12 protein-coding genes are annotated in these 12,705 nt (G+C 40.3%); 8 read left to right on the forward strand and 4 right to left on the reverse strand.

The genetic code is table 11. The features are described from left to right. Nucleotides 1-4: 4 nt before the first annotated feature. The 3 genes from ACNF42_RS04695 to ACNF42_RS04705 are packed head-to-tail and all read left to right on the forward strand — an operon-like array spanning nt 5 to nt 1,692. On the forward strand, nt 5-775 hold the full coding sequence (locus ACNF42_RS04695; RefSeq protein WP_443339430.1) for a translation initiation factor IF-2 subunit alpha: 771 nt from the start codon (nt 5-7) through the stop codon (nt 773-775). After that, a complete protein-coding gene (locus tag ACNF42_RS04700; protein ID WP_443339431.1) occupies nt 772-930 on the forward strand; it encodes a nucleolar RNA-binding Nop10p family protein in 159 nt (52 codons plus the stop codon). The genes ACNF42_RS04695 and ACNF42_RS04700 overlap by 4 nt, the downstream gene beginning before the upstream one ends. Further along, complete coding sequence (locus ACNF42_RS04705) at nt 931-1,692, forward strand: proteasome assembly chaperone family protein (protein WP_443339433.1); 762 nt, start codon at nt 931-933, stop codon at nt 1,690-1,692. Nucleotides 1,693-1,908: 216 nt separating this feature from the next. Here ACNF42_RS04705 and ACNF42_RS04710 read toward each other — a convergent pair whose 3' ends face one another. Next, the gene (locus ACNF42_RS04710) at nt 1,909-4,272 is read right to left on the reverse strand and encodes a plasma-membrane proton-efflux P-type ATPase (RefSeq protein ID WP_443339434.1); all 2,364 of its coding nucleotides are present in this window, start codon (nt 4,270-4,272) and stop codon (nt 1,909-1,911) included. A 234-nt stretch (nt 4,273-4,506) separates the two neighbouring features. Between ACNF42_RS04710 and ACNF42_RS04715 the strand changes: the two genes are divergently transcribed. The 3 genes from ACNF42_RS04715 to ACNF42_RS04725 are packed head-to-tail and all read left to right on the forward strand — an operon-like array spanning nt 4,507 to nt 8,239. After that, entirely contained in the window at nt 4,507-6,354 is a 1,848-nt protein-coding gene (locus ACNF42_RS04715; RefSeq protein ID WP_443339435.1) for a DNA topoisomerase VI subunit B, read from the forward strand. Then, nucleotides 6,341-7,423 carry a DNA topoisomerase IV subunit A gene (locus ACNF42_RS04720; protein ID WP_443339436.1) on the forward strand — a complete coding sequence of 361 codons (1,083 nt, stop codon included), beginning with the start codon at nt 6,341-6,343 and terminating at the stop codon, nt 7,421-7,423. The genes ACNF42_RS04715 and ACNF42_RS04720 overlap by 14 nt, the downstream gene beginning before the upstream one ends. Before the next feature lie 9 nt (nt 7,424-7,432). Continuing rightward, nucleotides 7,433-8,239, forward strand: a complete 807-nt coding sequence (locus ACNF42_RS04725; RefSeq protein ID WP_443339437.1) for a nitrilase-related carbon-nitrogen hydrolase — start codon at nt 7,433-7,435, stop codon at nt 8,237-8,239. A 4-nt stretch (nt 8,240-8,243) separates the two neighbouring features. On the opposite strand, the gene otsB is transcribed toward ACNF42_RS04725, so the two are convergent. Both otsB and ACNF42_RS04735 read right to left on the reverse strand, forming a co-directional pair. Then, nucleotides 8,244-8,984, reverse strand: a complete 741-nt coding sequence (gene otsB, locus ACNF42_RS04730; protein ID WP_443339438.1) for a trehalose-phosphatase — start codon at nt 8,982-8,984, stop codon at nt 8,244-8,246. Continuing rightward, the gene (locus ACNF42_RS04735) at nt 8,945-10,261 is read right to left on the reverse strand and encodes an alpha,alpha-trehalose-phosphate synthase (UDP-forming) (protein ID WP_443339440.1); all 1,317 of its coding nucleotides are present in this window, start codon (nt 10,259-10,261) and stop codon (nt 8,945-8,947) included. Before ACNF42_RS04735 ends, otsB begins: the two co-directional genes overlap by 40 nt. A 358-nt stretch (nt 10,262-10,619) precedes the next feature. Here ACNF42_RS04735 and ACNF42_RS04740 point away from each other — a divergent pair, with 358 nt between their 5' ends. Both ACNF42_RS04740 and ACNF42_RS04745 read left to right on the forward strand, forming a co-directional pair. After that, nucleotides 10,620-10,829, forward strand: a complete 210-nt coding sequence (locus ACNF42_RS04740; RefSeq protein WP_443339442.1) for a DUF3311 domain-containing protein — start codon at nt 10,620-10,622, stop codon at nt 10,827-10,829. Beyond that, nucleotides 10,826-12,361 (forward strand): sodium:solute symporter family protein, encoded by a 1,536-nt coding sequence (locus ACNF42_RS04745; RefSeq protein ID WP_443339444.1) that lies wholly within the window; start codon nt 10,826-10,828, stop codon nt 12,359-12,361. The genes ACNF42_RS04740 and ACNF42_RS04745 overlap by 4 nt, the downstream gene beginning before the upstream one ends. 118 nt (nt 12,362-12,479) lie before the next feature. On the opposite strand, the gene ACNF42_RS04750 is transcribed toward ACNF42_RS04745, so the two are convergent. Further along, nucleotides 12,480-12,705: transposase (locus tag ACNF42_RS04750; RefSeq protein WP_443339446.1), on the reverse strand; the 226-nt coding region annotated here is incomplete at its 5' end.

Genomic DNA, 12,705 nt, shown 5'->3' on the forward strand with positions numbered 1-12,705 from the left:
GAATATGGAATCTGAATTACCTGAGGAAGGGGATCTGGTAGTAGTTACGATACTGAAAGTGGATAAATTCAGTGCTGACGTTAAACTGGATGAATTCCCCGGGGTTAATGGATATATTCATATTTCTGAAGTGGCAAGTGGATGGGTCAAATTTATTAAGGATCACCTGCGAGAGGGACAGAAAACTGTATGTAAGGTTCTTCAGGTAGATGCAAAGAGAAAGGTTGTGGAATTATCCCTTAAAAGAGTAAATGAGCATCAAAAGAGAGATAAGATATCACAATGGAAAAACGATCAGAAGGCAGACAAACTAATGGAAATAGTGGCCCAGAACCTAAAGAAGAAAAAGGAGCAGTGCATGGAAGAGTTTGGAAATGACCTTGTTGAGAAATTTGGGTCTCTCTATGAAGCCTTTGAAGAGGCATCCAGTGAAGGTGACGAATTCATGAAGGGTACTCGGGCAAAATGGAGAACAGTCTTCATTAAGGTAGCTCAGCAGAATGTGGCTTCACCCTTTGTAAAGATCGGCGGAAAGATCGAGATGTATTCACTTGCATCAGATGGAATAGAAAAGATTAAGGCGTGCCTGACCGCCGGGGAGCGTGATGGTGTTCAGATACAGTATGCAGGTGCACCGAGATATCTGATCAAGGTCAGAAGCAGAGAATTTAAGGAAGCAGAAGATATTTTAAAAAATTCAATCCAGAACATCCAGGACACATCAAAGAAGCTTGGTGTGACCTTCGAATTTGAAAGGGAAAGTAAGGAAAAATGAAAGGAACTATTAGAAAATGCCCCATATGCGGTACTTACACCCTGAAATTTAAATGCCCTGTGTGTCAGGGTAATACAGTTCTGGCTGGTCCTCCAAAGTATTCAACCTCGGACAGGTTTCAGAAATATCGGCTGGAAGAATTGGAGAAGGTTTAGATGGATAGAGTAGTGGTTAAGAGAATAGAAGAGGATTTTGTGTTTGAAAATCCCCCGGTATTAGTATGCGGTTTACCAGGAATAGGGAATGTTGCCAGATTGGCAGTCGATTATATAATTGAGAAATTGAAGATGGTTAAAACCCATGATATTTTTTCAACTCATCTTCCTGCCCAGGTTTTTGTAAATCCGAGCGGAGCTGCTTATCTTCCAAGAAACAGCATATTTGGCAAGAACCTGACCAAGAAGAAGAGTCTGATGATCTTTACGGGCGATTTTCAGGGAAGCACTCCTGAGGGTCAATATGAGATAGCAGAGACAATACTGAATATAGCAAAGGAAAATGGGGTAAAGTTAGTTTATACTCTGGGTGGATATGGGATCGGGAAACTTGTTGAAAACCCAAGGATCCTCGGAGCCGTGACAGATATCAAGATGAAGAAGCGTTTGGAGTCAGCGGGTGTTATTTTCTCAGAAAATGAACCCGGTGGCGGGATAATAGGATCCGCAGGCGTGATCATGGGTTTAGCAGGAGAGTTCTATGGAATGGATGCTGCATGCATAATGGGTGAGACCTCTGGATATTTTACGGACCCAAAGGCGGCTCTTTCAATAATTAAAACCCTGTCGTCCCTTATCGGTTTCAGAATAAATCTCAAGGAAATGGAAGAGAGAAGCAGGAATATAGAACAGCTCACTGAAAAGATGCAGGGTGAGATGCAGGAGCACAATCAGAAGGACGACCTTGGATATTTTGTTTAAAAACATTTACCATATCCAATTATAAAGGTCTGAAAATCTTATGTAGAAGGGAAAATCATCATGGGTATGAAAATAAAATTTTCCAAATTTTCATAGACCATATTTTTGTTTGTAATGAATCAGTTTTATCCTAAAATTTCAAAACAGTATTGTTCTCTATAATCACCGAATAAAGGTGGCCATTTAATATTCATAAATTATAATGAGAAAGGGTTTTTAGATTGCGTAATGCCTGAATATTGCACCTTTTAGCCTGTCCAGCATTACCATCCACAGGAATGATATTACAAGTACTGCAATGATGTATACCAGTGGAACTGGTGTAACCAGAATACCCTGTGATGTGATTATTGTTATTACAATTATATCCATTATGGATGCAGTGAGGAGATATTTTGAGGGCCTGGACTTCCAGAATGCCCTTCTTTCCCTGACCATATATACTGTGAACTGTCCCGAAAATACAAGCATTGCAAAAATATATGTCTGTATCTCCTCATGGTTCAGTCCAAATCTCAATCCTGTCCACAGTACAAAGAAGCTTTCAATTACTATGAGAAGGGCAAGTGAGACAGAGGAGCCCACAAGAGATTTCAGATTCCATTGCTCGGGCTTTTTGGAGAAACCAACATTATCAGTGGAAATGGACATTGTCACGAAATCGTTGGCAAAGAGCAAGAGTATAATGTCAAAGGGTGTGGTCACGAAAAAACCTACCAGAAAGAATGACGTGGTCAAAAAGATGCCCACCTGAACTGTCTTGATTATCTTGTTCAAGGTGTAAGTTAACATCCTCTGAAATATCTTCCTTCCATCTACCACGGCGGAAACAATGTCCTCAAGTCCTTCATGAGTCAGCACCAGGCTTGCTGAAGCCTTTGCAACGTCTGTGGCATTTGACACAGCTATTCCAACCTCGGCCTGTTTCAGTGCAGGAGCATCGTTAACTCCATCTCCGGTCATTCCGGTAATGTGCTTTTCGTTCTGGAGTTCCTTCACTATATTGTATTTGTCCTCCGGATAGACCTCCGCAACAATGTCGCATTGGTCAATGTTTTTCCTCCTCTCCCTGATGTCTGCCATGGTACAGCTTTCTGTTCCTATGGAAACTTCCCTACCTATTTCACTTCCTATTGCAGAGGAGTCTCCTGTGATCATTCTGGGCCTGATACCCATTGCCTTAAGTTCCTTGATAAATTTCTCGGAATCAGATCTTGGTGGATCATACAGAGGGATCAATCCAAGGAAGGTTTTCTCTTTTTCACCAATTTTTGCGACACCAAGAGTTCTGAATCCCTTGCTTCCAAGTTCCTTTACACGGTCTAGTATTTCACCCTTATTCTCAACATTGCACATACCAACGATGATCTGTGGGGCGCCTTTCATTATGAGATACTCACCTGAATCGGTTTCTATCTTTGCCTCCGTTCTTTTTATAGCCGGATCAAAGGGTACAAATTCCTTTCTTGTTACATTGGGAACAAGAAACCCATGTTTTTTTGTATAATCTATAACTGCAATATCTATGGCATCAAGCGTAGATGCATCGGAAGCCATCATTGCGTAAAACATCAGGTCGTTCTCTGTTGAATTATAAAGAACCGGCTCGCTGACCGAGAGTCGATTTTCCGTTATTGTTCCGGTTTTATCCAAACAAAGAGTATCCATGGAGGCAGCATCTTCAACTGCGGTCAATTTAGTAACAAGAACTCCCCTCTTGGACAGATCCAAAGCACCAATTGCCATGGCCATTGTGAAAGTAGCTGGAAGGGCAACTGGTACTGATGCAATTAAGACGACCAGAGAGAATGGTATAACATCAGAAAGGCTGACATGTATGTAAAGGGAATAAACCAGAAGAATGCCAATTAGTGCAAGGTCCATTACAACGAGGTATTTTACAATATTCAGAATCAGGGCTTCAAGATGGGATTTTGCACCTGCAATATTAACAAGCTGAGCAGTTTTTCCAAAGACAGTTGAGGATCCTGTTGCTATTATTATTCCTGTTGCTTCCCCCCTTTTCAAAATGGAGCTTGAATAGAGTATATCGCCTGGAATTTTTTTCACAGGCAGAGATTCACCTGTTAGCATTGATTGATCAGATTGGGATTCCCCACTGATAATTCTCATATCTGCCGGAATTATATCTCCCATTCTAACGTGAACTATATCTCCAGGAACAATTTTTGACGCATCAACATTCTTCCAGTTTCCATTTCTCAGGACCCTGGCCGACACACTTACTCTCTTTTTCAGAATTTCTATGGCATCTTGAGCCTTTAATTCCTGAATATAACTGACAATAGCGTTGAAAACAAGAAGAAAGAGAATCACATACATATCCAAATATTTTCCGAAGAAATAGGTAAGAATCACCGTCAGTTCAAGCATCCAAGGTACCGGGGCCCAGAACTTTAGAATGAATTTTACAAGAGGATTTACCTTTTTTTCTGTAATCACATTTGGTCCAAATTTTTTTATCCTTTCCGCCGCTTCCCCGTCACTTATCCCATTGGGATTTGAATTCAAACGCTTTATTGTCTCTTCAATAGGTTCATCCTGTTTTCCAGGTTCCATACTTTTCAGTAAGTCTTAATAGAATAAAAAAAGATAAGCAAATATGTAATCCTTTCCAAATATTCTTTTTATCTGATTATGCAAAGGATTACCACGATGGTTGAAGCAATCATCTTCTGATCGTTCCAGAGAAATAATGGCGTTGTCCGTGGAATTAAGGAAATTTCCATCATTGAAAAATGACAAATGTATGACAATATGAAAAACGCTTTAAAGGAGAAAACATGAAGGATCATGGCTTCTAAACCGAAAAGAGAGGAGTATAAGCAGGTATCAGTTTCTGAATTCTTTGAAAAGAACAGGCACATCCTTGGTTTTGATTCTGCTCAAAAATCTCTCTTTATGATTGTGAAGGAGGCGGTGGATAATTCCCTTGATGCCTGTGAGGAGAAGGGAATACTGCCTGATATTTCAGTAACTATAGAGAAGAGAACAGGGGATATTTTCAAATTAACAATAATTGATAACGGTCCCGGTATAGAGAGAACTGTTGTTCCAAGGGTTTTTGGTCAGTTACTTTATGGTTCAAGGTTTCACGTTCTCAGGCAGACAAGGGGACAACAGGGTCTTGGAATCACGGCTTCAATTCTTTACGGTCAGAGTACCTCAGGAGAGCCCTGTGAGATTATCACCAAGAGGGAGCAGGATGAAGTCGCCTTTCATTTCATTCTTGGGATAGATGTGAGGACAAACACTGCAGATCTTAAACTGGAAGAACCAATAATATGGGACCGGGTTTCAGGGACTTCCATATCAATCACCGCAAAGGGTAGGTATGTAACAGGAAAGCAGTCCATAATGGAATATCTGAAGGAAGTTGCAGTTGTAAATCCAAATGCAAGAATTCATTTCACTGATCCAGATGGAAAGAGCATAGTATTTGAAAGATCGATCGAGGAACCTGCGAAACCATCAAAGGCAACAAAGCCACACCCATACGGTATTGAGCTTGGAGAACTTCTGTCCCTCTGTCAGATCACTGAGAGCGAAACTATACTGAAGATGTTGGCATCAGAATTCTCCAGAGTAAGTGAGAATTCTGCATCAGAAATACTGGAAAAGGCAGGTGTGAATCCTGAGACAAAGCCGAAGGAGATAACAAAGGAACAGGCCAGTTCCATAATGGAAGCCATCTCACAGACAAAGCTTATGCCCCCTACAGCTGAATCACTTTCTCCAATCTCAGAGCAGTTCATCAGACTGGGAATGCTTTCAGTATACGGTGAGGAGAGACCTGCATTCTTTGGAAAGCCTGTGTCTGGAAAGGTAAGAATTTACAAGGGAAATCCATTTTCTGTAGAAGTTGGCATGGTCTACGGTGGGGACCTCCCTTCAGATCAGCCGGTGAGGATTGTACGTTATGCAAACAAGGTTCCGCTTCTTTTTCAACCCGGATCATGTGCAATCACACAGGCAGTTTCCGATATAGACTGGAGGCAGCTGGGGTTTGATCAGAAGCAGGGTAAGGGGGTTCCCTACGGTCCGGCAATAATTCTTGTTCACGTCCATGGACCAAGAATTCCATACATATCCGAGTCTAAGGAGGCCATAGCACCAATCGATGAAATAATGGATGAAATAAAGAATGTTATACGGGTCGAAGTAAGGCAACTGAGGAAATTTAACAGCAGAGCAGAGAGGAACAAGAAAATAGGGGAGAAATTCAATCTTGTTAGTGTTGTGGTTCCTGAAATTGCAAAGAAAAGTGCAGAGATACTTTCTAAGGAGGTACCGGACTGTAAAATGGTTATAAGCAGGATTGCCAATGTGGTCTTCATAAGAGAGGATGTAGTGAAGGATGGGGAAAGAAAAATTTCCCGTACATCTGTGGTGAATTATACCATGGAAAATATATCCATGAATCTGAAAATAGTCTATCCCTTTGGTGAAAAGGATATTGAGATAAAAGATCTGAATCCATCAGATGTCTATAAATACGATGAAGACCTGGAAAAGATATCAGGTGGGTACTCAGGGGCAGAGTACTATTTTACGGGAATAAATCCGGTATATGTTCAGGGGGCTGAGGAATTGCCCGCAGACTGGGGACTTAAGGGGGTGGAAACATATGAGGAGCAGTGATAACACAGAAGAATCTCTAAGGGATTTTGCAAGACAGATATATGATGCAATAAGCAGAGGGGAAATTCCGGAAATAAGGTTAAAATCCAGGACAAGGGAAAACATTGTCCTTGATAACCTTCTTGGGGTCTGGAAGTATGGTGAACAGGAAGTTGTCAGATCGGCCAGAAAGATGGATGGCGCACAGTTCATGGCAAAATCGCTGTACACAATTCAGTTTATAATGGAAATGCTTAAGGAGTCAAAGTCGTCCACACTCAGAGAAATGTACTACATATCAGAGGGGTGGAAAGATTATAAATTTACTGCACAGGATGAATCCAATCTCCTGGTGGAAGATCTGGAAGTGATAACTGAACTCCTCAGGGAGGATTTTCACCTCAGGCCCGAGGAAAATGGTGCGAGCATAATCGGAAACATAACAATAGAGGAGAAGAACAGAAAGAACGAATTCAAGAGGATAAATTGCAGGGATGACGTTGGAGATGCAGGATACACAATACCATACAATGTGGAATCCGAAAAACTAAGACTGATCTCCCATGATGCAGACATGATTGTTGCTCTGGAAACGGGAGGTATGTTTGACAGATTGGTGGAAAATAAATTTGATGAGGATTTCAGGGCAATTCTTGTTCACCTGAAAGGCCAGCCTGCAAGGAGTACAAGAAGGCTTCTGAAAAGGATGAATGAGGAGATGGGCCTTCCTGTCTACATATTCACCGATGGTGATCCATGGTCTTTTCGAATATATGCTTCCATTGCCTACGGAGCAATAAAGACTGCCCATATTTCTCACTGGCTTGCAGTTCCCACTGCTGAGTTTGTGGGAATTACTGCCAGTGATATATTAACCTATGACCTTCCAACGGATAAACTGAACGACAAGGATATAGGTGCTCTCAATGCAGAATTGCAGGATCCAAGATTCAATACGGAATTCTGGAAATCTGAGATAGAAACAATGCTGAAGATTAATCAGAAGGCTGAACAGCAGGCCCTTGCAAAATACGGTCTTAATTTTGTGACAGAAACCTATCTTCCAGAAAAGTTGAATCTAAAGTCATAGGTGATGTTTATGGATAATAAGATAAAATTTAAAATTGTTCAGTGGAAGTCCGGAAGCATTTTGAAAAATAATCTGGATTTCATAACAGCTAAAATAAATGAAACTGAGAAAAACACCATAATAATTTTTCCAGAGTATTCAATGCTTTATCCGGATTATTCAAATCCTGAGGCATTTATGAGCAGTGCCCAAAGCTATGATGATTCCTTTATAGGAACAATAAGCGAGGCCGCCTCCAATCAATCTGTGGATGTAGTTATCAATTTTGTGGAAAAAAATTACGGTAAACCCCTCAACACATCCCTTCACATAAACAGTTCCGAGAGAATATCGGGAAGGTACTCTAAGATTCATCTATTCGATTCCTACGGTTTCAGTGAATCCAGACTCTATGAAAGAGGAAATAAAATACCTGAACCATTTTTGATCCATGGAAAAGTTCCCACCGCAATGGAAATATGTTACGATATAAGATTTCCCGAAATCAGTCGTCTCTACTCTTTGCAGGGTGCTTATATTCTCATAGTTCAGGCAGGATTTTACAGGGGTCATCTTAAATATGAAACATGGGCAACACTTTTAAGAGCAAGAGCCATGGAAAATGGAATTTTTGTCCTTGCTGCGGATCAGTGCGGGGAGGATTTTATAGGCCATTCAATGGTGGTGGACCCCTACGGACAGATATTGATGGAACTGGACGAAGATGCTGGAGACCTGCAGGGAGAAATAGACCTTTCAAAGGTGGATGATTACAGAGATTCCGTTCCGGTAATAAGACAAAGAAGAATTGATCTTTACGATGTCCACGGGTTATGATAAATCATTGAATCATAATCTCAAGAATCTTACGAAATGAATAGACATCAGGCACACTATATCTGGCAATGGTCTTTCCTGTGCCCACATGGATAGTCAGGCATTCTCTGCACTCATTAAAGGCCATTTCGTCTGTTCCTTCATCGCCGGCAATCATGCATGGCATGCTATTTCTGAACTTTCTGATGGCATCGCCTTTGTTTACTCCCGGTATCTTTAATTCCAAAACATTTTTTCCTCTGTACAGATCCATATGGTACATCTTAGCTATATCTTCCACCCTCCCTGTAATTTCATCCCTTATGGCTGCATCCACAAGTCCAAGGTGAAACAAGATTCCAGAAGATTTATCATAAACTCTCAACCCTTTGTACTGGTATTCCAGATGCATTTCGGAAATTTCTTTCACCCTATCAGCATAATGATAAAATCCTGGAACCAGAGGGATTTCCCTGCCATTCATATAGGAAACTGCTCCGTGCATCCCTATGAAGTTAAGGTCCAGGCCTATGAATTTTCTAAGTTCTGATATCTGTCTCCCAGAAACTATGAAAAGTTCATAATTTTTTGAAATATCAGATAGCAATTTTTTTAGTTTTTCATCGGCATAGCACTCTTCCGGATTGATAACTATTGGCACAAGGGTACCATCATAATCCAGAAATATCTGGGAACCATGAATAATCTCACTCCTTATTCTCTCACTTACTGTTTTATAGTATCCAGAACTTTCCTCATCCACCATGAACCATCGTGCCTTTTAGCAAATTCCTTCATTGTCTTTAGCCTTAATTCTATTTCGTCGTTATTCATTTCCATTGCCTTCTTTATCTTCTCAGCCACATCGTCTCCTGAATTAGGATTCGTAAGAATGGCACCCTTCAGATATCTTGACACTCCTGCAAATTCAGAAATGATTAGAATTCCCTTCTCCGTTGTGCTGATATATTCCTCAGCCACAAGATTGAGACCATCTATGAGCGGTGTAATAAGAGCAATATCTGCCCATTTGTAGTAGTTATGCAGCTGTGATGATGAAACCTTCCTGTACATGTATATTATGGGAGTCCAGTGTATATTCCCATAAAGACCGTTAATTCTCCCTATGTTCATCTCAAGTTCATCCTTGAGCATATCGTAGTCTCTCACCCCTGATCTGCTAGGGGTAACAATCATGATGAAAACGAACTTCTCCTTCATTTCATGATATTTCTTCATAAGGGTTTCTATGGAATTCACCCTCTGCACAAGACCCTTGGTGTAATCCAGTCTGTCAATGGAAAAGATTATCTTTTCCTGATGGAATGGTTTTTTCTTCACTCTCTGAATTCCTGATGCAAAATATTTGTAATTTATTCCCAAGGGTATTGTGTGAATTCGTTTTTCCAGATCCTTATCCTTTCCAATTACCCTGTAGTACGAATCTCTGAAATTTTTTCCGTATGTATCAGTATGGAAGGTTATGGAATCGGCAGTGGATATGCTCCTTACAATATCGTTTCTTTCAGGGAGTATTGAATAGAAACCGCTGGACACCCAGGGAATGTGCCATGTAAATATTATTCTATTACCGATTCCCTGGTCCCTCAGAAATCCAGGTACAAGGGACAGCTGATAATCATGTATCCATATGACATCATCACTTTTTATAACCTTGACAATCTGTTCACTGAATTTTCTGTTTACCTGTCTGTAATAATGATAAGCCCTTGAATCGTGGTATATCTTCTCCCTGAAATAATGGAAGAGCGGCCAAAGTGTGCTGTTACTGTAATCATCATAATATCCCTTCTTTTCCTTTTGGTCAAGTATTATTCTGTGTATCTTATATTTACCATTATCTTCATTCAGAAACTGACTGTCAAGAGAGCCATCACCCCAGCATATCCATTCTCCACCATTTTTTTCAAGCACATTCTTAAGTCCTGTGGCAACTCCGCCAACATTATCCCTCCTTACGGCGCCATTTCTTCCCCTGTCATAAGAATATGGCCCACGGCTAGTTACCATTATCACATTCATGCATATACATGCCTTGATACATATATAATAATTCCACAATTCCCATATTCTTCAAATTATGAGGATAAATACTTACATTGGAAATTATCCTTTAAAGAATGCAAATCTTTCAATTTCACTTTACCAAATTATTTAAGTGTCACTTTATTAAGTTTAAGGTAGTTTTTCATTCTTATATCATTCAATAAAAATGGCAATGGTGCCATTTTAAACTCATTCTATTTTAAATGAGGGAAGTATAGAAATTCATGAAATTATATTTAATACCTATTAACTCTCATTTTATGAGAGAAATATTGTGCCTTGAAAAGAATGTCTGATGGAAAGATTTAAATATTATATATAGCTGTACATGACAATGAATAGCATATTGAAGTTCATAATTCTAGTATTGCCCTATGCGTTCATGGTTCTAGGTTTTAGCATTTACGATAGGGCTACACCATATCTGGGAGGGATGCCGTTCTTTTATTGGTATCAGATCCTGTGGATATTTCTGGCTGCCATTCTGACGTCTATTGTATACTTTATAGAGAATAGGGAATCAAAGGGTAGGGTGAGTGCATGAGTGTCAATCCATTTAACGATTTGGATTATGCGTTGTTCTTCGCGGTAGTGATTATTGCCCTGTTTATTGGATTCATTGCATACCTGTGGCGTAAACCAAAGACAATGGAAGATATTCAGGAGTGGGGTCTTGGAGGAAGAAGGTTTGGAACAGTTGTTATTTGGTTTCTGCTTGGTGGTGATCTCTATACTGCCTACACACTGATTGCAGTTCCGGGCTTGGCCGCATCATCCGGTGCCTTGGCAATGTTTGCCATAACCTATGGTATAATGATATATCCAATAGTTTATGCAACAATGCCAAGACTCTATAACGTATCAAAGAAAAGGGGTTACATAACTTCATCAGACTATGTGAAAGATCGATTCGATTCGAGACTTCTGGCTATGCTTATAGGTCTGACTGGTGTTGTTGCCGAACTCCCATACATTGCGCTTCAAATCGTATCAATTTCATTTGTTCTCAGAGCCATGTTCCTTCCCGCTACCATAACTCTCATATTCGCATTCGCTCTTGTTGCCATCTTTACCTTTGTAAGCGGTCTTAGAGGTCCGGCACTCACTGCTATACTCAAGGATGCAATTATATGGATTGCCGTAATAGCTATAGTAATATATATCCCGTACAAACTTGGAGGTTTCCAGCCAATTTTCGCAGACGCTTCAAAATATTTTGCAGAATCACCCAACGCCTCCGCCTCAACGCCTCTATTTGAATCTTCAACCCTCGGCCTGGGATATACAACACTTGCCCTTGGTTCGGCACTTGCACTTTTCCTTTATCCTCACGGAGTCACAGGAACCCTTGGTTCAAAGGATACAAAGACAATAAAGAGAAATGCATCACTACTGCCTCTTTATAACATTCTCCTTCTAATGGTTGCAATTCTGGGAATTGCTGCTGTTGTTGTACACAATGGTGTGTTTTCGGCCAGTAATTCATCCTTTGCAATTCCTGATCTGATAAAGGCAGAATTCCCGACACTGTTCACATCCTTTGCATATGCTGCAATAGTCGTTGGAAGTGTCGTGCCTGCATCCATCATGGCAATCTCCTCAGCTAACCTTTTGACAAGAAATGTTTACCTCGAGTACATAAATCCAAACGCATCCTCAAAAACACAATCATGGTTGTCCAGGGTACTGGTTCTTGTGGTAATAGCAGCTTCTCTGGCATTCTCTCTAATAAAGGTTGCCAGTGGAGATATAGTATTCCTTCAGACTCTTGGGGGTGCAATAGTTCTTCAAACCCTTCCGGCCATTTACATATCCCTGTACACAAGAAAAATGAGCAAGTACTCCGTTGGACTGGGCTGGCTGGCAGGAATTATTGCGATCATTTACGGGCAGTACCTCATAAACTTCTCAGGAAAGGCGTTTATGCCCTCCCTCTATGACTTCATGTATGTGGGTATATTCGGTCTGCTTGTAAACATCCTTGTGATACTCATAATACATGGAATATCCATGGCAATGGGTAAGGTCAAGGACGAGGGAATTATTGACAATCAGGAATTCCTGATGGATCAGTAAAAACAAATTTTTTTAATTTATTAGATCATCTTTTTAATATTTTGAGGTTTTCTAAATTACTCTTTGTTCGCAACAGAAATTCCACAGCCTGATTCATAGTGTCCCAAATGTTGTGTATTTATAAAGGATACCTCCTTTGGAACATTTCCTTAATCTCATCAATGCATTTATAATATCCCCTCAATGATCTCATGGACCATTTATCATTTATCTCTGCTGCCCTCAGATAAATGATCTTCATTGCACTCTCTTCCGACGGCATTGAATCAATGATCTTGATCCTTCTTCTTATCTCCTTGTTCATTCTTTCTATGAGATTTGTAGAATGTATTGATCTCCTTATG

The sequence above is a fragment of the Cuniculiplasma thermophilum genome, assembly GCF_052315355.1.
Taxonomy (GTDB): Archaea; Thermoplasmatota; Thermoplasmata; order Thermoplasmatales; family Thermoplasmataceae; genus Cuniculiplasma.

What these genes read in the sequence shown, in the direction of transcription:
- ACNF42_RS04735 (WP_443339440.1), bottom strand. Translation starts at nt 10,261, where the DNA reads ATGAATGTGATAATGGTAACTAGCCGTGGGCCATATTCTTATGACAGG.
- ACNF42_RS04745 (WP_443339444.1), top strand. Translation starts at nt 10,826, where the DNA reads ATGAGTGTCAATCCATTTAACGATTTGGATTATGCGTTGTTCTTCGCG.
- ACNF42_RS04710 (WP_443339434.1), bottom strand. Translation starts at nt 4,272, where the DNA reads ATGGAACCTGGAAAACAGGATGAACCTATTGAAGAGACAATAAAGCGT.
- ACNF42_RS04725 (WP_443339437.1), top strand. Translation starts at nt 7,433, where the DNA reads ATGGATAATAAGATAAAATTTAAAATTGTTCAGTGGAAGTCCGGAAGC.
- ACNF42_RS04705 (WP_443339433.1), top strand. Translation starts at nt 931, where the DNA reads ATGGATAGAGTAGTGGTTAAGAGAATAGAAGAGGATTTTGTGTTTGAA.
- otsB (WP_443339438.1), bottom strand. Translation starts at nt 8,984, where the DNA reads ATGGTGGATGAGGAAAGTTCTGGATACTATAAAACAGTAAGTGAGAGA.
- ACNF42_RS04695 (WP_443339430.1), top strand. Translation starts at nt 5, where the DNA reads ATGGAATCTGAATTACCTGAGGAAGGGGATCTGGTAGTAGTTACGATA.
- ACNF42_RS04715 (WP_443339435.1), top strand. Translation starts at nt 4,507, where the DNA reads ATGGCTTCTAAACCGAAAAGAGAGGAGTATAAGCAGGTATCAGTTTCT.
- ACNF42_RS04700 (WP_443339431.1), top strand. Translation starts at nt 772, where the DNA reads ATGAAAGGAACTATTAGAAAATGCCCCATATGCGGTACTTACACCCTG.
- ACNF42_RS04740 (WP_443339442.1), top strand. Translation starts at nt 10,620, where the DNA reads ATGAATAGCATATTGAAGTTCATAATTCTAGTATTGCCCTATGCGTTC.
- ACNF42_RS04720 (WP_443339436.1), top strand. Translation starts at nt 6,341, where the DNA reads ATGAGGAGCAGTGATAACACAGAAGAATCTCTAAGGGATTTTGCAAGA.